Source organism: Sphingomonas sorbitolis (assembly GCF_036663875.1).
In the GTDB taxonomy this organism is placed as follows: domain Bacteria; phylum Pseudomonadota; class Alphaproteobacteria; order Sphingomonadales; family Sphingomonadaceae; genus Sphingomonas.
This window is the reverse complement of record NZ_JAXOJS010000001.1, coordinates 784,477-804,035: the sequence shown is the minus strand read 5'-3', so window position 1 is coordinate 804,035 and position 19,559 is coordinate 784,477. Positions and strand designations below refer to the sequence as shown.

Sequence of the window (19,559 nt, the reverse complement as noted above, 5' to 3'; positions counted from 1 at the left end):
TCCACCAAGGCACTCAAACGCTGGCTTCCAGTGCATTATTATAAGGAAACCCCGATGGTCATGTTTCAAGGGAAGTCTGTTTTCGTGCTTGGCGGCAGCCGCGGGATCGGTGCAGCGATCGTGCGGCGTTTCGCGGCGGACGGCGCGACAGTTACTTTCACCTATGCTGCGTCCCGCCAAGCGGCGGAGCGACTTTCGACTGAGACCGGCAGCACGGCTATCCTGGCCGACAGTGCCGACCGTAACGCGGTAATCACGACGGTGCGCGAGAGCGGGCCCCTCGATGTGCTGGTGGTGAGTTCCGGTATCGCCATCGTGGGCGATGCGCTTGACCAGGATCCGGATGCGATCGATCGCCTGTTCCGGGTCAACGTACATGCGCCGTATCACGCGGCGGTCGAGGCCGCCCGGCAGATGCCCGAAGGCGGACGGATCATCGTGATCGGCTCGGTGAACGGCGACAGGATGCCGTTTGCCGGTGCAGCTTCCTACGCTCTGAGCAAGTCCGCGTTACAAGGCATGGCCCGCGGGCTGGCTCGCGATTTGGGGCCGCGCGGCATAACGATCAACATCGTGCAGCCGGGTCCGACCGACACCGAGTTCAACCCCGAAGATGGGCCGATGAAGGACCTTATGCACGGCTTCATGGCCATCAAACGCCATGGTCGGCCCGCTGAAATCGCCGGGATGGTTGCTTGGCTCGCGGGACCGGAGGCTGGTTTCGTAACCGGTGCGATGCACACGATCGATGGTGGTTACGCAGCCTGATTGGCTGCCCACCATGGCGGTATCGTCACCGGTATCGAGCGTTGCGCAGCCAGACGCAGATATCCGGCAACCACCTTTGACCTGTTGCGATCGACATCAGGACCGCCGCCCTTTTCACTTCTGCGTGCCCGATGTGTCGACGCAAAAATTCTACTGGAATCGAGACGTTCAATGTTCGCCGAAAACATCATTGCGTTCGTCGTCACAGCGACGGCGCTGACCATGGCGCCGGGCCTCGACACCGCGATGGTCCTTCGATCTGCGCTCGCTAACGGCGGTCGGCATGGGGCCTTGACGGCCGTCGGCGTCGCGGCAGGCTGCCTGTGCTGGGGTAGCGCGGCGGTGCTGGGTTTGTCGGCATTGTTGCAGGCCTGGCCTCTGGCATTCCTGGCGCTGAAATGGGGCGGTGCCGCGTATCTGGCGTGGCTCGGCGCGCAACTCCTGCTCCATCCGCGCGAGGCGATCGTCCCCGGCCATGTCGCGACGTCTCCTTCGCCAAGATACGGATCATCCATCATGCGGGGATTCGGCACGAACATCCTGAACCCCAAAGTCGGTTTGTTCTACGTATCCTTCCTCCCGCAATTCGTTCCTCGGACGGAAATCGGCAGCAACTATGCCTTCTGGCTTGCATGCAGTGCCGCTGGCATCGCTCTTGTCTGGTTCACGCTTCTGGCAACTATCACCGCCGCCATCAGACCTTGGCTCAAAAGCGCACGGGTAGCGAAGGCGCTCGATCGCATGACCGGAGGTGTCTTTCTGATCCTCGGGTTCAAGCTCACCCAGATAGCGAATGCCTGATCCTCGGCTCAAACAACAATAGAGACGCGATATGCACGATACTGACCGCCGAACATTCGTCGCGGGGTTTCTGGCCACTGCTGCCATTCCAGCATCGGCGCGCGCTACGACCTTATCATATCCGGACGCCAAATCTTGGCACATGGAAACCAGACCGGAGCGGGAAGGCATGGCGCCTGGACCCAATGGCCCCGTCTATTACCGGGTCTATGGCAAGGCGGGTGGCACGCCGCTGATTGTCTTGCACGGCGGCCCGGCAGCCGGCGAAATCTATATGAGACCCTATGCGGGTCTGGCGGTCGACCGGCAGGTCGTCCTCTACGATCAGACCGGTTGTGGGCGTTCGGCGAAACCTGGCAATCTCGCGGGCTATACCCCGGACGCCTATGTTTCCGAACTCGAAGCATTGCGCGATCATCTGGGGTTCGAGCAGGTTTCCCTCCTCGGCCATAGTTGGGGCGGCTTTCTTGGTGCTCTGTACGCTACGGCGTACCCGGACCGTCTCGCCTCACTCGTGCTGGCAGGAACGGCCACATCGATGAACGACTTTTCGCAGGCGGCAGCCCGCTGGCTGAACGCGTTCGGACCGTCGGCACGGACGACGATAGCGCGGCAGGAACTGCCCCCCGCTGAGCCCAATCCCGCCTATGAGGCCGCGTACGAGGAACTGACCGAAGCATATTATCGGCGTCATTTGCTGCGCCTGGATCCGTGGCCGGCGTTCTTCATGGAGGTCGGCGCCGTGCTCGCGGTCAATCCGGTCTACGCCTATCTCAACGGGCCATCCGAGTTTCAGCTGACCGGCAAACTCGCGACGCTGGATATCAGCAGCGAACTCAAACGTATCGCCGTCCCGACGTTGGTTACCTGCGGGGAGTTCGACGAAGCGCCCCCATGGGTGGCGACGAAGATCGTGCGCCTGATGGCCAACGCCACGCTCGCCGTATTTCCCGGCGCGTCTCACATGGCGCATATCGAGCAACCGGAACTCGTAATGGCAACGACCTCCCGGTTTCTACGGGTAGCGAGCCGTGCGTCGTCGCAGGCCACACGATGATGGCTTGCGTCGTGGTGGCCAGAGCATTGCGGACAACCCGCCGCCCCTCCGGAGCCCCGCCCCCTTCACCTTCGATTGCCGGGTCTTGGGCAGGCGGCGCCGCAGAGCAGTGCGTTTGGGGAACCGCCGCGTTCTTTATTACCATCCTCGTCATAGCTGGCACCGCCATACCCTGACGAGCCAGACGCCGATCGGCGCAACCCGTCACCTCCCACCGCACGAATGTCAGCGCGGCTTTCGCCCAATCTCGCAACGCGCGGGTGGCGAACTCCCATTTTCAAGGATTATAATCATGACCTTCAAGCTCCTGCTCGACGGGATGCTCGTCGATGGCTTCGACACGCTAGACATCGTCAATCCTGCAACGGGGCAGGTATTCGCCACCGCACCGCGCGCGAACGCCACTCACCTGGACCTAGCCATCGCAGCCGCAAACAAAGCCTTCACCGACTGGTCAGCCCGACGCTATGCCGATCGAGGCGACCATCTGAGACACTTTGCAGATGCGGTCGAGGCACGGTTCGACGACCTCGCCCGCCTTCTGACGCAGGAGCAAGGCAAGCCGCTGGCCGAGGCGCGGCACGAGATCGGTGCGAGCATCGCCGCGCTTCGCCATTTCGCTGATCAGGAGCTGGGGCCGCGCACCTTACGGGAAACCCCCGACGAACATATCGTCGAACAGCATTATCCGCTCGGCGTCGTGGCGGCGATCATCCCGTGGAACTTCCCAATTCTGCTATTGACGCTCAAGCTCGCGCCCGCGCTAATCACCGGCAACACCGTCATCGCCAAGCCAGCACCAACCACGCCGCTGACAACCCTGCTACTCGGCGAAATCGCTGCCGATATCTTGCCCCCGGGTGTATTTCAGACGATCGTCGACGACAATGATCTCGGCGTGCTACTGACAGGGCATCCGGGCATCGCCTATGTCAGCTTTACCGGATCGACCGCGACAGGGCGTAAAGTGTTGTCGAGTGCGTCGCAGACACTCAAGCGTTTCAATCTCGAACTCGGCGGCAACGATGTCGCGATTGTCCTCGACGACGCTGATATCGAGGTCGTTGCCCCCGCAATTTTCCAGTCCGCGATGCTCAACGCCGGCCAGATCTGCCTTGCGACAAAGCGGCTCTACGTCCCGCGCACGATGATAGACGCTGTTTGTGCCGCGCTGCGAAAGTTGGCGGACGACGCAGTCGTCGGCGATGGCTTGGCGGAGGGCACGACAATCGGACCAATCCAGAACGAGGCGCAATACGTCAAGATCCTCGCGCTTATCGAACAGGCCCGGACCGACGGAACGATCATCGCAGGCGACCGCGCTGTCGCCAGCAACGGGTTTTTCATCGCACCGACGATCGTCCGTGACCTTGACGACGACGCGCCGCTAGTCTGCGCGGAGCAGTTCGGACCCGTCCTTCCTATTCTAGCCTATGACAACATCGACGAGGTCGTCCTGCGCGCCAACCGCAGCGAATATGGTCTGGGCGGATCGATCTGGACCTCGGACGTAACCCGCGGAATGGCCGTCGCTGCGCGGATCGAAAGCGGGACCGTGTGGGTGAACAAGCATCTCGACCTGCCCTTCGACGTGGCTTTCGGCGGGGCTAAGCAGTCCGGCATCGGCCGCCAGAATGGTGTGGCTGGTATGGAGGATTTCACCCAGTCGCGGATCATCAACGCAGCGAAACCTTCGCGCATGGTTCCGGACCTCACACGCAATCACTCGCTTGCAGTGTTCGGCGCTGGCCGCCCGCAATGACGCACGAAAGCCGAAAGCCACATGAGCCGGCCGGATGCCGTCTCGCTTGCCGCTCCATTGCTCTGACCTATCGGAACATTTCTTGCCCCCGCTGAAAATTGCACCCGTGACGTCGAATAACGATCGAAAGCTTTTCGTCGATCTGCCGTTTCGCCTCTACCGCGATGATCCGTTTTGGGTGCCTCCGCTCAAGAGCGAGGCGCTCGGCCTTATCACGCCTGCCAAGAACGGCTGGTTCAGCCATGCCGAAGCGCAGCTGTTCCTGGCATATGAGGGCGATCGCGTCGTCGGGCGGATCTCGGCGCACATCGATACACTGGCGCTGACAATGCCGGCGGGGCGCGGCTTCGGGCCGGGCGTTGGTCAGTGGGGGCTGATGGACGCCGAACGCGAAGACATATTCGTCGCCCTTCTCGCTCAGGCTGAAAACTGGTTGCGAAGCCGCGGGATGACGCAGGCTCTCGGCCCCATCAGCATGTCGGTCTGGGAGGAGCCGGGCCTCCTTGTCGATGGCTTCGATCATTCCCCAACGATCATGATGGGTCATGCCAAGCCGGCGTATCAGGGCTGGGTCGAACGGGCGGGCTATCGGGCCGCCAAACAGCTTCTGACTTACGACCTCGACATTACGCACGCGTTCCCGAAAATCGTTCAGCGGATCATTGCGTCAGGCGAGGCAAACCCTCGCATCCACATCCGCAAGGTCGATAAATCCAATTTCGTCGAGGAAGCCGCGATCCTGCTGGCCATCCTGAACGATGCCTGGTCTGAGAATTGGGGCTTCGTACCGCTTACGGAGCCCGAGATCCGGGACGTCGGCGTGAAGTTGAAACCGATCGTGTTCAACGACTTGATCCGCATCGCCGAACTGGACGGCAAGCCGGTCGCGTTTATGATCACGCTTCCCGATCTCAACGAGGCGATCAAACCGCTGAACGGATCGCTGTTGCCGTTCGGCTGGGCGAAGTTGTTGCTGTGGTTGCGCCACCCGAAGGTCCGGACGATGCGCGTGCCGCTGATGGGTGTCGTCAAGGACCTTCAGTCGTCGCGCATGGCAAGCCAGCTGGCCTTCATGATGATCGAATATATCCGCCGTGCCGCAGTCGGCAGATACGGGGCGACGCGTGCGGAGATCGGCTGGATCCTCGAAGACAACCAGGGAATGCGATCGATCGCGGAAACGCTCGATGGCCGCGTCAACAAGACGTACACGATCTATGGCAAGTCACTGCTTTAGAAGATCGGGTCGATCCATGAACCATATCAACCAGAAGATGGTGCGCCTCGACACGCTACTCACCGGGGCGTTGGTCCCGCTCGGGCCACGCAACGTTCCCAGCGGCATAATCAAGACACCGGTCGACGGACCGACGTTTCTCGGTAGCGAAGGACTGGTGACCGATCGGCAGGGCGATTTGAAAAATCATGGCGGTCCGGAAAAGGCCGTTCATCATTATTCGATGGATCATTATGCAGCATGGTCGCAAGAAATCGGCGCCCGCGATGTGCTGACCCGCGCCGGTGCTTTCGGCGAGAACTTCTCCAGCGCCGGGCTGGGCGAACGCGATATAGCGATCGGCGACGTGTTTAGCGTTGGCGGCGCCATCGTCGAGGTAAGCCAAGGGCGGCTGCCGTGCTGGAAGCTCAATCACCAATTCGACGTTCCCGATATGGCGCTACGGGTTCAGGAAAGCGGTCGCACCGGATGGTATTACCGGGTGTTGCAGCCCGGCAAGATCGCACCCGGCGACGGACTGGTGCCGCTAGACCGTGTCACGCCCGAGTGGACGATCGCTCGTTTGCACCGACTCTTCTATATCGATCCGTTCAGTCCGGAAGAACTCGCGGAGGCCGCCGCGCTGACGCACCTTGCGGACGGGTGGCGCAAATGCGCTCGCCGCCGACTGGAGACCCGACGGGTCGAGGACTGGACACCACGTTTGACCGGTGTGTCGAACTAGCACGGGTCGGTGTTTCCCGCGCCGGCGTCGGTCAAGACAACGAGCGCGGGATGAACGGAGACGCGACGGTTAGGTCGACGGGTGGTGGACCCGACTACTCGGACGTCAAAATCTCGAAGGGTGGCGCTATGCGGATACCCCGGTGCCGCGGACGCCGGCCTGCAGACCCTTGCGCAACGTCTCGACCGTCCTGGGCACGCAATAGACCGGGGTGTCGGCTTCGAACCGCCATCCTTCCGACAAGGCGCCAGCATCCACGACATCGTAGCCGATCGCATCCAACAGGCCGACGACCACCGTTTTGGCAGCGGGGTCGTCTCCCGCGATTGGTAGGGCGCGGCGGTCGGGCGTGCCCGTCGGCGTTCCATCGCGTTCGATGTCGGCCGCTATGATCGCATTGAACACCTTGACCACATGCGACGCGGGAAGATGCTGCGCAAGGACTTCACTGGTCGTGATCTCGTGGCGGTCGAGCGTAGCGATCGCACCATCGCGGTCGGGATAGTAGTTGCCCGCGTCGAGCACGATCTTTCCGGCCAAGGGCTCGGCCGGGATTGTATCGTAGGCATGCAGGGGTATCGCGACCAACACGACATCGCCGAACGCCGCGGCCTCGTCCACCGTCCCGCCCTTGCAGCCGATGGTGTTGACGGCGGTAAACAAACTCCGCGGCCCCCGGGTATTCGAAATCATGACGTCATAGCCGGCGCGGGTAGCAACGCCAGCAACCGCACGGGCGATATAGCCCGCGCCGATGATACCGATCTTCATGTGATGTTCCTCAGTGTTCGAGACCGGGATATCGGAGCTGCGGAATTAATGGCAAGAACTTACAGAAAAGTGCCATACATACCAAAAGGTGCCTGTCTTATGCTTGATCGTCCAACCTGCGACTCTACGATACGCGGTCATTGCGGCGTCACGATGCAGTCTGCAATCCGGTCGATCGAAGGTCGCTGGAAAATGATGATATTGTCGCATCTCTACTACTCGGCGCGTCCGATGCGACTATCGGAACTCAAACGCGATATCGCAGGCGTTTCGCAAAAGATGCTGATTCAGCAATTGCGATCACTCGAGGATGAACAGATAATATTGCGAACCGTCTATCCCGTGGTTCCACCCAAGGTCGAATATACGCTGACCGATCTGGGGCGAGCGCTTGAACCCGTGCTGGCGGCATTGTTATCGTGGGCAGACGCGCGGGAGGAGATATTGCGCTCGTGATGTCGACATCCAAGGGTAGCTTAATTCGAATCCGAGCAATTTTATCAGTACGCCATGATCATCGCGATTACGGACGAGGAGCGCTGTCGGCGCATACTTCAGGCGATGACCTGGCCCATCAACGAGCAAGGAAAAAACGGTCAGGCGCGTCGTCGGCTTCCGCTAGGAAGCGCACGACACACGCCGATCGCCGCTACGATAAGTAGATGACCCTGTGGCCGAACCTGCGCGCGTCGATCGAGAGTGCTCCGGGGCCTAGTAAAACGAGCGCTACCAGACCACTTATTTGGCTTGCCATTTGAATCGGTGAAATCTGCGGAACGGCAAGAAGTGAAGCGCCTAACAGGATGACCGCGAGTGGATTGACGATTCGTGAGTGAAGCCCAAGCGAAACCCCGAAAATCAGCATACCGATTGGGAGCGCGGCCAACGATGACCGCTGAAAAATAAGGTCGGCTAGTAGCAGTGCCGCGTGAAGCCGCAGCATCAGAAGGCCGGCACCAGCAACACCGCCAGGGTATAGTGAAAAAGTATGCTTCACAAATACTCAGTAACATTGACGGGTCAGACGCGATAACGCTCGAATGAGCAGTTCTGGCATTACCCTTTCGGGATGGTGCAGTGCGAAATATTGAACTATCCTCCGGGCAGTGGGCATCGTTGGAAGAACGAACTTAGGGCTGCATCGCGTCCGCATGGTTGCCTTCTGCTGGATGGCGTTACTCGTGATTTTTCAACCTGTGGGTGCACGGGCGGCGCCCACCGCAATAAGGGACCTGAAGCATACCCGCTGGACAATTGATGACGGTACTCCACCGGGGATCAAGGCGCTGGCGCAGACCGCCGATGGCTACCTGTGGGTTGGAGGCGATACGGGCTTGTATCGCTTCGATGGTGTCCGTTTCGAAAAGATCCTCACCTTGCCGCGGGCTAGGTCGAGAGACGGTGCGGTCACGGCGTTGCTATCGGCGCGCGATGGCGACCTTTGGATAGGGTTCGGCTCGGGCGCGATCGGGGTGTTGCATGATGGTAACGTAATTGATCGAAGTGCGCCCGGTGATGCCCGTAGGATCAACGCTTTTGCCGAGGACGGACGTGGCACGATCTGGGTCATGACCGGCAAGAACGGCAACCCACTACTGCGCTGGACCTCGTCGGGCTGGCTGATCATCGACAGAAACTGGGGTTTTACCGGCTACGGACAACAAGGCAGCCATGTCACTGACGGTGATGGCGCGCTCTGGGCGATCGCTCGCAGCACCGTCTACCGCCTGGCTCCCAAAGCAACGCGCTTTGTCGTGGTCGGCGATGTGGGCTACAACAGTGCCCTTGCCGTCGATCCTGCCGGCAAGGTCTGGTTGTCGACGCCCTCGCGCACCGCTCCGATCGATCGCGCTATCCTCCGGGCGCCGACAGGATCAAGGCGGTTTACCCCGGGACACCGGGCCTTCATGTTTGACGGTCGAGGGGCCATCTGGGGCCACACCGAGGGTGCCGGCATCTTCCGTATCGCTGCGCCCGGCAAAGGCCGATCGGCCAGCGCTGAAGAGCATTTCGCTGCCCGCGATGGACTGTCGTCGGACTCGGTTGCCGCAATGATGGAAGACCGTGAGGGAACGGTCTGGGTAGGCACGGCCATCGGGCTCGATCGCTTTCGCGCTGCGGCTGTCGTTTTGGAGAGAGGTATTCCTCCGCGGTCACGGTTTGGATATGTTCTTTTGGCAACGCGGGACGGCTTCGTCCACGCAGTCGATTCAGACAGCGCGTTTCGCATTGCACCGGGCGCCGAACCGGCGGTCGTGCTCCGCGGTCTGAACAACCCGGAAGCGTTGTGCGAAGATACGGCTGGCGTGGTCTGGCTCGCCACCAGCGATGCCATGTATCGAAATCACGGGAAGAGCTTCGGCAAGGTGAAGCAGCCTGAGGGGCGGGGATCATTCCTGGACTGCGCGCGATCATCCGACGGGCGGGTGTGGTTCTCGCGTTATGGCGGCGGCATGGCGGTTTATGATCATGGCGATTGGAGCCGGATCTTGCTGCCGACGTCGGAGCAGGGTGGTGTGGTACCAATTTTGACGTCTGTGCAGGGCGGCATTCTGGACTATCGACGCAACATTGGCCTGTATCGCTTTCATCGACCGAATGCCGAGCGTTTGTGGCGCTATGCCGATATGCCTCACGGGCAAGTAAGCGTCCTGTATCAGCACGGCAGCGACGTGCTTATAGGCAGCAACTCAGGCCTGGCGCGCTTGCGCGAGGGTAAGCTGACGGTGTTGCAGCGCGATTATCCGTGGTTGCAGGGAATATCCGGGATCGTCGCGAGTGCGAGTGGCGAAATTTGGATTTTGGCGCGTGCCGGTATCGTGCAGTTGCAGGCTATCGATCTTGAACAGGCACTGGAGGATCAACGCCGAATCTTGCACCCGCGAATCTACGACGTACGCGATGGTTTGCCCGGCCCCCCGACTGAGGGTTATGCCAAGAACAGCGCCGTGGCCGGCGGCGACGGGCGGTTGTGGTTCATTACCACCGAAGGCGTTGTTCGCATCGACCCGGCACGTTTGGTGCGGAATGCCGTCGTGCCGCCGGTGCGGATCACCGGCTTGCATGCCGGCGACATTCACACTCGAGATCCGCAATCTATTCGCTTGTCGAAAGGCACATCTCAGGTCGAAATTGACTACACGGCACTGAGTCTGGCGATCCCGGAGCGGGTGCGATTTCGCTATAAGCTGGACGGAATTGACAAAGACTGGATTGAGGCAGGTAATCGACGTCAGGCTTTCTATACGAACCTGCAACCGGGCAGCTACAGCTTTACCGTGATTGCCGCAAATAACGACGGCGTGTGGAACACCAAAGGTGCGTCGTCGGTGTTCAGGATTCCTCCGACATTCCTGCAGTCGGGCTGGTTTGTGATGCTATGCACTGCGGCCGTTGCGGTGCTGTTGTGGCTGACCTATCGGGCGCGGGTGCGGTTTCTGACTGCTCAATTGAGGGCCCGGCATGCGGCGCGGCTTGGGGAGCGCGAACGCATCGCCCGGGATCTGCACGATACCTTGCTGCAGACGTTCCAAGGCCTGATTTATCGCTTCCAAGCTGCGGCCAATCGCCTACCGAAAACCATGCCTGCGCGCGTGTTGCTGGAGGATGCGCTGGACCGCGCCGATGCCGCGTTAATCGAAGGGCGCGACCGGGTAACTGGTCTGCGAGCTGTCCAAGCGCCGGGATCGCTCAGTCAGGCCCTACTGGAGGTAGCTGATGAGATGTCAACGCGCTTTCCGGCTGGCTTTCGGATCGTCGAGGAAGGCCAGCCCAAAACGTTATCGAATTACGTTGCCGATGAAATTCAGCAGATTGCTGTCGAAGCGGTGCGAAACGCTTTTCAGCATGGCAAAGCCACATCCATCGAGGTGACCATCTGTTACGACATCGCCGCATTTCGTTTCGGGCTGCGTGACAATGGCATCGGTATCGATACCGAGCAGCATGCACGCGGTAGCAAACCCGGTCATTTCGGACTAGTCGGCATGCGCGAACGTGCGGCCCGCGTCGGCGGTTTGCTGCGCGTATCCAGCAATGCCGGGAATGGCGTTGAGGTGCTTCTCACCGTTCCCGCTGACCGCGCCTATTCATCCCTGCCGTCCGCCCGGAGTTGAGTTCCATGAACGGCCCCACGATTATCCGCATTCTGGTCATCGATGATCATCCAGTGTTGCGTGAGGGCATCGCCGCGATGCTCGAACAGGAAGTCGACATGGAGATAGTGGGGACCGCCGATGACGGCGCCGAAGGGGTTGCTGAGTTCAGTCGCCTTCGACCCGATGTAACGTTGATGGATCTGCGAATGCCAGGAATGGACGGGCTGACTGCAATCAATGCCATTCGTCAGGAGCATCCCGAAGCGAGGATCATTGTATTGACGACCTATGAGGGCCACACTCAGGCCCTCAACGCCCTGCGCGCAGGCGCGGCCGGATTCCTTCTAAAGAGCGCCGTTCGAAAGGAGCTGGTGGACACTATTCACACCGTCAATGCTGGCCGGCGCTATGTTCCTGGCGATGTGGCGCAGACGATCGCTCTGCATGCTGTCGAGGAACCATTGAGCGACCGGGAACTCGAAGTGCTCGGACGGGTAGCGGAGGGTGCGGCAAACAAGGAGATCGCCTGGGCGCTTCAGATTTCGGAAGACACCGTCAAGGCGCATATGAAGAGCATTTTTCAGAAGCTGAACGTGCGGGATCGAACCCAAGCCGTCACCACTGCGCTTCGGAGCGGAATCATACGGCTATAACCGCAGCGTGCGGGACGTAATCTAGGCTCATTCCAGAACCGACCCCGCTGGCGCGCTGCGAACAACCCATCCCGAAAGAGTTGGATCACGTTGCCCGGATGAGGGCGCGCTACCTACTTGAGCGTCATAGTTATCGGCATGCCGCTCCCGTTAGGAAATGTGTATGTTCGATAGCTGCAATTTGATTGATAGCCGCGGGATCAAACGCGCAGGACCACGCCAGGTCAACAAAAGTGGCGAGACGATCTCGACGGGGGACGTGTGCTCGTATGGGACTAGTCAGCCGCCACCGCGAGTTCAAATGCTCCCGGCGATCGTCCATATTCCTACGGATGACGCCATGGTGCGACACTGGCTGCAATTGATGGCGGACTTCTTGATTGTCGAAGCAAGTCAACCACGTCCAAGCGTCGCATTCCCAGTCTCGTCGACAGATGACTTGCTCGCTATCCGCATGTTGAACAGTTGTGCCGATCTGCGCGCCAGCGAAGTGGATTGTCTCACCGATCAGATTGATGCGCGGATCGACCGGGCGCTGAATGCGATCCATGCCGAGCCTGAGCAACCATGGACGCTGACCGCCTTATGTTCGGTTGCAGGTATGTCACGCTCGTCATTCGCCGATCGCTTCTCGGCGACGGTGGGCGTGTCACCAAGGCGGTATCTGCTGCGCCGACGCATGATGATCGCCGCCAAGTTGCTGCGATCGGGGAACGTCTCCGTCGGGGAAACTGGCAGGCGAATTGGGTATGGCTCTGAACCGGGATTCAGTCGTGCCTTCAAAGCTCACTTCGGTCATTCGCCCAAAACCGCTCGTGCGCGGCTGCATTCCCGTTCGACACGCTTCGGAGCACAAAGCACTGTATGATTGGGGGGCACAAGCCGTACGAGATCGCTCCAAGACACTGATCGACTAAGTAGGATTCATCTGACCACGATCGATACGCCGGAGAACGGCCGCAACGCAGGTTTTCTCAGCGTTAGGCCCGGATAGCTCCGTCACTTTCACGTCGCCAATGATAATGCGGCCGGTGGATCGGCTCTTGATCCGCACGTTACGCCGCTGGTCGGCGCTCTATCCTGGTGAGGCGGGCGCGCTGGGCGGACTAGGCGACGCGCGCATCGGACGCGTGCTAAGCATGTTCCCCTGCAACCCGGCGGCACCTTGGTCGCTGACAAATCTGGATGAAGTGGTCGGCATGTTGCGTTCCACGTCCACGGAACGCTTCACAGCTTCGGTCGGGAGGCACCGATGCGATATCTCGCGCGCTGGCGGCTAACGATTGCTAACAACTGATCAGTGCATGTGCGGTGCCGGTCGGGGCGGCTGGTTGCGAAGCGGACTGTCAGTCGAAAGCCAGCTTCAGTCGTCCTCGCAAGGCCTATTCCGATCGGTCACCCAAGGTCGCGAAGCTGGTCTAGAACGCGGGAGACGCCGTCCAGCGGCGCGGTCCCGAACACCGAAGGAAGTAGTTGTCGAGGCGATTCTGAGGGTCTGAGGGTTTCATCCAATATCTGAGCTTCGGACGATCGGTCATGAAGTGCGGCTTCCTGCGCATGGGATCCGTCGTCCCGCTGAACGATACCGGCCATCGGAAAACGATGGGAAGAAGACGATGAAAACGAGCAAGCTCGCGTCCGCTATACTGGGCGCTACTTCGATATCGATCAGCGCTGGTGCTGCCCATGCGAAGGACGGCATCGATGCCGATCGTCCAGCGATCGTGCTGGTGCACGGTGCCTTCCAGACTGTCGATGCGTGGGGGCCGGTGGTGAACCGGCTCCGCGCGGACGGTCATCGGGTCATTACTGTCAACCTGCCCGGCCGGACCGGCACGCCGCTCGCCCCATCCTTGACCAGCCTGACACTGTACCGCGATACGGTGATCAAGGCGATCAGCGCGGAGCGGCGGCCGGTCGTGCTCGTTGGTCACAGCTTTGGCGGCGTCACGATCTCAAACGTCGCGGAGTCGGTTCCGGAACGTATCAAAACCCTCGTCTATGTCGCCGCCTTCCTGCCACGCGACGGCGCGTCGCTGCTCGACCTGGCCAAGACCGATGCCGGCAGCCTGCTCGGACCGCAACTTAAGTTCGATGCCGACGCCGGCCTGGTCAGGGTTGACGCCGCCAGCCGCGGAGCGATGTTCGCGAATGACGGGACGGCCGAGCAGCAAGCGTGGGCTACCGCCAACGCGGTCGACGAGCCGCTGATTCCGTTGGCTACGCCGCTCCATGTGACGCCGGCACGTTCCGGAAAGGCGGATCGTGTCTACATCAAGACGATGCGCGATCAGGCCGTCAGCCCGGCCTTTCAGGACTCCATGATCGCGGCGGGTAATGTCCGGCTGACGCTCAGTCTCGATACCGGGCATTTGCCCTACCTGACCAACCCGAATGGCTTGGCGACTGCAATCGAAGAAGCTGCCAAGTAACGCCGTAACGGCGCGGGGTGGCCAGCGCCTCGCGCCGTCGTTGACGGCAAGTATTTGACGTCCTGGCTTGACCAGAAGAATCGTCCTCCAATAGCTCTAACGTTCAACTTCGCCCGTCCGCCGCAGTGATGATCACCGCCCCCAGCCGGGATGTAGCCAACGCTCTCTCGTGAACCACGTACCGACGTCCATGCCCGGCGTTCGCGGCGGTCGCCCTCTATCGCGGTTCTGCTACCGGCATCGCTATCCCAGCAGTGACACATATATATTAGGAACAGAAAGACTTTGCGTGAGCTCCATCAATCGGCACAACGTTTATCATTAATGTTCGCGAGCACGGTTATTTTTAGCATGCCGGCAATGTCGCAAAACGCTGTGTCCGATATACCAACCGCCCTGTCAAACTTGGATTTAGATCAAGCAAAAGCGGTTGGTGGTGCAACCACGCCTTCGACAGGTCGGACGATGCGTACGCTTCGCGTCGAGGGATCGCAGCGCATCGAGCCCGAGACGGTGCTGTCGTACACGAAGCTCCGCGTCGGCATCCCGTACACCGCGGAAACGCTCGATCAGGCGCTGAAGGATCTCCAGGCGAGCGACCTGTTCGCGGACTATTCGATCGCCGGTGTCGAGACGGGCAACATCGTGCTCCGCGTCCGCGAGAACCCGATCATCAACCGCGTGATCATCGAGGGCAACAAGGCGCTCAAGACCGACAAGATCACCAAGGAGATCAAGCTCGCGCCGCGCCAGATCTTCACGCGCACCGCGGTCCGTCAGGACATTTCGCGGATCATCGAACTCTATCGCCGCCAGGGCCGTTTCGCCGCGGTGATCGATCCCAAGATGGTCAACCTCGACCAGAACCGCGTCGACGTCGTGTTCGAGGTCAGCGAAGGCCCTAAGTCGAAGGTCCGCCAGATCAACATCCTCGGCAACGAGGTGTTCTCGGACGACCAGATCCGCGGCCAGATGGCGACCAAGCAGTCGCGCCTGTTCCGCCTGCTGTCGTCGGCGACCAGCTACGATCAGGATCGCCTGTCCTACGATCAGCAGAAGCTGCGCCAGTTCTACCTGACGCAGGGCTATGCTGATTTCCGCGTGACGTCGGCGGTCGCGGAGCTGACGCCGGACAAGAAGGACTTCATCATCACGTATGTGGTGGAGGAAGGTAAGCGCTACAAGTTCGGCGACGTGACCGTCGACAGCCAGATTCGCGACTTCGACAACAAGAAGCTCGCAGCGACGCTGCCGCTCAAGAAGGGCGACTGGTACAACGCGAAGCTGGTCGAGGATTCGGTCGACAACCTCAGCCAGACCGCGGGTCTGTTCGGCTATGCGTTCACCGAGGTGAACCCGGAGTTCCAGAAGGACGCCGAAACGCTGACGATGGGGATTAATTTCAACATCGCCGAAGCCAAGCGGACGTATGTCGAGCGGATCGAGATCAACGGCAACACGCAGACGCAAGACAAGGTCGTGCGGCGCGAGATCCGCCTGGCCGAGGGCGACGCGTTCAACAGCTTCCAGGTGAAGCGTTCGCAGGATCGCATCAACTCGCTCGGCTATTTCGCCGACAAGATGGAAATCAAGCAGCTGCCGGGCTCCGCGCCCGACCGCGTGATCCTCGAGACCAACCTCGAAGAAAAGTCGACCGGCGAACTCCAGCTGTCGGCGGGTTATTCGAGCCTCGAGCGCTTCATCATCCAGGCGAACATCACGCAGCGCAATTTCCGCGGCAAGGGCCAGGAACTGCGCGCCGGCGTGAACTATTCGAGCTATTCGAAGTCGGTCGAGCTGGGCTTCACCGAGCCGTATTTGTTCGACAAGAACATCGCGCTGGGCGGCGACCTGTTCCGCCGCGACTACAATTCGTTCACCTACAGTGGGAATGAGCGGCAGGACAATTATTCGCAGGTCTCGACCGGCTTCCAGATCCGAACCGGCGTACCGCTGACCGAATTCTGGTCGCTGTCGGGGCGCTACGGCCTGTCCTACGATCAGGTCAGCCTCGACAGCCAATATCTGAACGCCGATGGCTCGTGCAACGTCCAGGCGGCGACCAGCTATCTGTGCGATGCGTACGGGAACCGCTGGACGTCGTCGGTTGGCTATTCGCTGAGCCGTGACACGCTCAACAGCCGCCTGCGACCGACCGCCGGGTCGCGCTTCTCGTTCAGCCAGGACTTTGCTGGGCTCGGCGGCGACGTGAAGTACATCCGCACGCGCCTCGAAGGCTCGAAATACGCGAACCTAGGCAGTGGCTTCATCGGGTCGATCACCGCCGAGGGCGGCTATATTCATTCGCTGGAGGGCCGTCGCAAGGCAGGCGAGGACCGGGTTCGTCTTACCGATCGCTTCTATCTCGGGGAGCCGCAGTTCCGCGGTTTCGACATCCGCGGCGTCGGGCCGCGTATTTTGCTCAAACCGTACGCCACCGCGGCGGACGGCACGCAGTCGGTGTCGACCGACCCCAATGTCGTCCGGGACGACGCGCTGGGCGGCCACGCTTACTATCTCGCGCGTGCCGAGATCGAGATCCCGCTCGGCTCTGGCGCGCGCGAACTGGGTCTGCGGCCGTCGATCTATGCACAGGTCGGCAGCCTGTTCGGCGTTACCAAACCGCGTCCGACCTATAGTTACGAGCAGGCGGTCAATGCGAGCGGGGTCAAACTCTTCAATCCCGATGGCTCTCCGACGCTTTTGCCAAATCAGCTGACGCAGGGGGGGCAGCTTGTCTACACGACACCGGGCGCGAACGGCGCGCAGACATTTTGCGCTGTCGGAACGCCCGATGCAAAGGGTACATGTGTGGGGACGACCGTTAATGCGAAGGCGCTGAACGGCACGATCTATCAGGAAAGTTTCCTCGGCAACTCTGCCAGTCCGCGTCTGACGGTTGGGATTGGGGTCAACTGGAACTCCCCGTTCGGCCCGCTGCGGATCGACATCGCCAAAGCGCTGCTCAAGCAGAAGGGCGACGATCCTAAGGCCATTACCTTTAATGTGGGAACACAGTTCTAATTTTCGAGTGACGTCAGCGCATTGAAAACTCGTTCGCGTCCATTAGCCGCCCTTACGTTCGGAACACGTAAGACAATTACATTCCCCCTCGGCGATCGGTAACATGACATAATTAAGTTAGTTATTTTCAAACGTATATTTTCACATGATTACAGATTATCGCTTATGTATATAAATTAGTATAGATATATTATCGGATAATCTTGTATGATAGTGCTTATTTTTGTAATCACTCTGTACAATATAATATAAAGCAAACGAACTTATTAATCGGACGCCATAATCGATGCTGGCGGCTGTGATAAATCTGAGGCCCGAGAGGTGGTAGTTACCTTTCATTACCTCGGATTTTTTTTGAAAACGGACAAAGCTTCTGGCAATTATTTTCGTGTTAAACCACATCCTCGGCATTGCTGCGTGAAGCGTCTTGCGACCTACGTCGGCACGCTTGCGCTATCAGCCACGCTGTCCGGTTGCAGCCTGCATCCGCTCTATGCCGGCGGCAGCAGCAGTTCGGTCGCGAGCGTGCTTGGCGAAGTCGAGATCGCTCCAGTTGCAAGCAAACACGGTTGGCTGGTAGTCAATGCGCTCCGCGACCGGCTGCCCTCCAGCGGCGCGCCGGCGATCTATCGGATAGAAATCCACCTTGATGATCAAATCAGCGGCTTCGGCGTCCGCACCGACGATAGCATCTCTCGCGAACGCCGGACGCTCCGCGCACGCTATCAGCTCATACGGATTGGCGACAATTCGGTCCTGCTAGATGCGGCCTCAGGCTCTGATATCGGTATCGGTATAGACCCTTCGGAGTATTCGACGGTCGCTGCGGAAAATACTGCGCTCGAACGCTTGTCGCAGATCATCGCAGATCAGATTGTCGCGCGGATTGCGCTTTACGCTCGCAATGTGCGAGCTATGTCCGTTGAACATACTACTAGACGGCTCAAATGAGACGCGCTTTCGTTTGAGAGGTCGTGCAATGACCTAACTTAAGACCTGCTGTTGTCGAGATGTATGAGCGTCCGTGTCTGGACGCCCCGCTGGATACAAGGGGGTTTTTGAGAGATTTGTTCGCGCAGGTTCAGGTGCTTCCGTGTGTCCGGCCTGTTGATGCAGCCATCATCACGGCTGCTGGCCTGTATGGAGATCGCGGATCGGGTCCAGACCGAAGTTGCGCGCTCGAGGCGCTCGGACACATCCCTGGTTTTCCCAATCCCGTCTTCTGACCGTTGCGCCATACCTCTCTACTGACCTTCCTTGCGTTCCTGACGCCTCAAGCCTTGACGGTTACACCGCCGCGGCCGGAGTTCTGTAGGACCCGCCATGCGCCATCAGCGCCCAGACGGTCCTTGCCATCTTGTTGGCCAACGCCACCGTGATCAGTATGCGCGGCTTGCGAGCCAGCATGCCGGCCAGCCATGCGCCGGCTTTATCGGGGTCACGCGCCGCAACCTTCGTAACCGAACTTGCGCCGATAATAAGAAGCCTCCGCAAGCTACGCTCGCCCATCTTTGTTGTGCGCCCCAGCCGCTCCTTGCCGCCGCTAGAGCGCTGTCGGGGTACGAGGCCAAGCCAGGCTGCAAAATCACGCCCGCGTCGGAACGTGCTGGCAGCAGGCGCTAGCGCCACAAGCGCAGTCGCGATCACCGGCCCCACCCCCGGAATGGTCATCAGCCGCTTCGCCACGGGGTCAGTCTTGGCCCGGTGCGCGATTTCGCGATCCAGAAAGAGCGATCTGCGACTATTCGGTGAGGTGTCCTCGTAGGGCGTTGCTGCGTGCGCTGGCGCACGAGCAGATCGCGCGTACGGAAGATTACTCCGGAGGCCTGTGCTTCGGCGCTCTTACCCTGCACGAACCGCATCGTCGGGCGCTGCGCCGCCTCGCAAATCGCTTCGGCATCGGCCATGTCGTTCTTTTGCCGCTTCACGAACGGTTGTACGTAGGCCGGTGGAATGAGCCGCGTGTCGTGACCTACTGCGGCGATCTCGCGAGCCCAGTAATGGGCGCTCGCACAGGCCTCCATTGCCACTACGCATCGTGGCAAAGTCGAGAAGAATGACAGAACCTGATCACGCCGAAGCTTTTTGCGAAAGATGACAGCACCGCTCGGATCCGAGCCGTGAACCTGGAAAACCGACTTGGCCAGATCGATGCCGACTGTGCTAACCTCACCCATGGACGCCTCCTCCGTGGTGTTTTCAACACCTCCACTATGGCACATCAATGCCGTCA

General features: G+C 60.1%; 14 protein-coding genes and 1 pseudogene. 13 read left to right on the top strand and 2 right to left on the bottom strand.

Going from position 1 to position 19,559, the window contains the following annotated elements; translation table 11 throughout:
- The first annotated feature begins 54 nt into the window (after nt 1–54).
- The 6 genes from bdcA (at nt 55) to U1763_RS03270 (ending at nt 6,349) form a co-directional block, all read left to right on the top strand.
- Entirely contained in the window at nt 55–768 is a 714-nt protein-coding gene (gene bdcA / locus U1763_RS03295; RefSeq protein WP_332754102.1) for an SDR family oxidoreductase, read from the top strand.
- A gap of 171 nt (nt 769–939) precedes the next feature.
- The gene (locus tag U1763_RS03290; protein ID WP_332754101.1) at nt 940–1,569 is read left to right on the top strand and encodes a LysE family translocator; all 630 of its coding nucleotides are present in this window, start codon (nt 940–942) and stop codon (nt 1,567–1,569) included.
- Between the two features lie 169 nt (nt 1,570–1,738).
- Entirely contained in the window at nt 1,739–2,626 is an 888-nt protein-coding gene (locus U1763_RS03285; RefSeq protein ID WP_332754100.1) for a proline iminopeptidase-family hydrolase, read from the top strand.
- Nucleotides 2,627–2,918: 292 nt separating this feature from the next.
- Nucleotides 2,919–4,388, top strand: a complete 1,470-nt coding sequence (locus tag U1763_RS03280) for an aldehyde dehydrogenase family protein (RefSeq protein WP_332754099.1) — start codon at nt 2,919–2,921, stop codon at nt 4,386–4,388.
- A gap of 34 nt (nt 4,389–4,422) precedes the next feature.
- The gene (locus U1763_RS03275) at nt 4,423–5,625 is read left to right on the top strand and encodes an N-acetyltransferase (protein ID WP_332754098.1); all 1,203 of its coding nucleotides are present in this window, start codon (nt 4,423–4,425) and stop codon (nt 5,623–5,625) included.
- 157 nt (nt 5,626–5,782) lie between these two features.
- Nucleotides 5,783–6,349, top strand: a complete 567-nt coding sequence (locus U1763_RS03270) for an MOSC domain-containing protein (protein WP_332754097.1) — start codon at nt 5,783–5,785, stop codon at nt 6,347–6,349.
- A gap of 126 nt (nt 6,350–6,475) precedes the next feature.
- Here U1763_RS03270 and U1763_RS03265 read toward each other — a convergent pair whose 3' ends face one another.
- Entirely contained in the window at nt 6,476–7,150 is a 675-nt protein-coding gene (locus tag U1763_RS03265; protein ID WP_332754403.1) for an NADPH-dependent F420 reductase, read from the bottom strand.
- A 69-nt stretch (nt 7,151–7,219) separates the two neighbouring features.
- Here U1763_RS03265 and U1763_RS03260 point away from each other — a divergent pair, with 69 nt between their 5' ends.
- From U1763_RS03260 to lptE, 7 genes are all read left to right on the top strand, one after another.
- Entirely contained in the window at nt 7,220–7,576 is a 357-nt protein-coding gene (locus U1763_RS03260) for a winged helix-turn-helix transcriptional regulator (protein WP_332754096.1), read from the top strand.
- A gap of 695 nt (nt 7,577–8,271) precedes the next feature.
- Nucleotides 8,272–11,235, top strand: coding sequence for a sensor histidine kinase (locus tag U1763_RS03255; protein WP_332754095.1), 2,964 nt, complete (start codon nt 8,272–8,274; stop codon nt 11,233–11,235).
- Nucleotides 11,236–11,240: 5 nt separating this feature from the next.
- Nucleotides 11,241–11,870: a response regulator gene (locus U1763_RS03250; RefSeq protein ID WP_332754094.1), complete on the top strand. Its 630-nt coding sequence runs from the start codon at nt 11,241–11,243 to the stop codon at nt 11,868–11,870.
- A 163-nt stretch (nt 11,871–12,033) separates the two neighbouring features.
- The gene (locus tag U1763_RS03245; RefSeq protein ID WP_332754093.1) at nt 12,034–12,738 is read left to right on the top strand and encodes a helix-turn-helix transcriptional regulator; all 705 of its coding nucleotides are present in this window, start codon (nt 12,034–12,036) and stop codon (nt 12,736–12,738) included.
- A gap of 748 nt (nt 12,739–13,486) precedes the next feature.
- Complete coding sequence (locus U1763_RS03240; RefSeq protein WP_332754092.1) at nt 13,487–14,302, top strand: alpha/beta fold hydrolase; 816 nt, start codon at nt 13,487–13,489, stop codon at nt 14,300–14,302.
- A gap of 324 nt (nt 14,303–14,626) precedes the next feature.
- Nucleotides 14,627–17,326 carry an outer membrane protein assembly factor BamA gene (gene bamA / locus U1763_RS03235; RefSeq protein WP_503676870.1) on the top strand — a complete coding sequence of 900 codons (2,700 nt, stop codon included), beginning with the start codon at nt 14,627–14,629 and terminating at the stop codon, nt 17,324–17,326.
- Nucleotides 17,327–17,743: 417 nt separating this feature from the next.
- Complete coding sequence (gene lptE, locus U1763_RS03230; protein ID WP_332754402.1) at nt 17,744–18,277, top strand: LPS assembly lipoprotein LptE; 534 nt, start codon at nt 17,744–17,746, stop codon at nt 18,275–18,277.
- 336 nt (nt 18,278–18,613) lie between these two features.
- On the opposite strand, the pseudogene U1763_RS03225 reads toward lptE, so the two are convergent.
- Nucleotides 18,614–19,503, bottom strand: a pseudogene (locus tag U1763_RS03225) (IS110 family transposase).
- Nucleotides 19,504–19,559 lie beyond the last annotated feature (56 nt).

Coding starts and splice junctions, on each gene's coding strand:
- bdcA (WP_332754102.1), top strand. CDS start 55: ATGGTCATGTTTCAAGGGAAGTCTGTTTTCGTGCTTGGCGGCAGCCGC.
- U1763_RS03290 (WP_332754101.1), top strand. CDS start 940: ATGTTCGCCGAAAACATCATTGCGTTCGTCGTCACAGCGACGGCGCTG.
- U1763_RS03285 (WP_332754100.1), top strand. CDS start 1,739: ATGGCGCCTGGACCCAATGGCCCCGTCTATTACCGGGTCTATGGCAAG.
- U1763_RS03280 (WP_332754099.1), top strand. CDS start 2,919: ATGACCTTCAAGCTCCTGCTCGACGGGATGCTCGTCGATGGCTTCGAC.
- U1763_RS03275 (WP_332754098.1), top strand. CDS start 4,423: ATGCCGTCTCGCTTGCCGCTCCATTGCTCTGACCTATCGGAACATTTC.
- U1763_RS03260 (WP_332754096.1), top strand. CDS start 7,220: ATGCTTGATCGTCCAACCTGCGACTCTACGATACGCGGTCATTGCGGC.
- U1763_RS03255 (WP_332754095.1), top strand. CDS start 8,272: ATGGTTGCCTTCTGCTGGATGGCGTTACTCGTGATTTTTCAACCTGTG.
- U1763_RS03250 (WP_332754094.1), top strand. CDS start 11,241: ATGAACGGCCCCACGATTATCCGCATTCTGGTCATCGATGATCATCCA.
- U1763_RS03245 (WP_332754093.1), top strand. CDS start 12,034: ATGTTCGATAGCTGCAATTTGATTGATAGCCGCGGGATCAAACGCGCA.
- U1763_RS03240 (WP_332754092.1), top strand. CDS start 13,487: ATGAAAACGAGCAAGCTCGCGTCCGCTATACTGGGCGCTACTTCGATA.
- bamA (WP_503676870.1), top strand. CDS start 14,627: ATGTTCGCGAGCACGGTTATTTTTAGCATGCCGGCAATGTCGCAAAAC.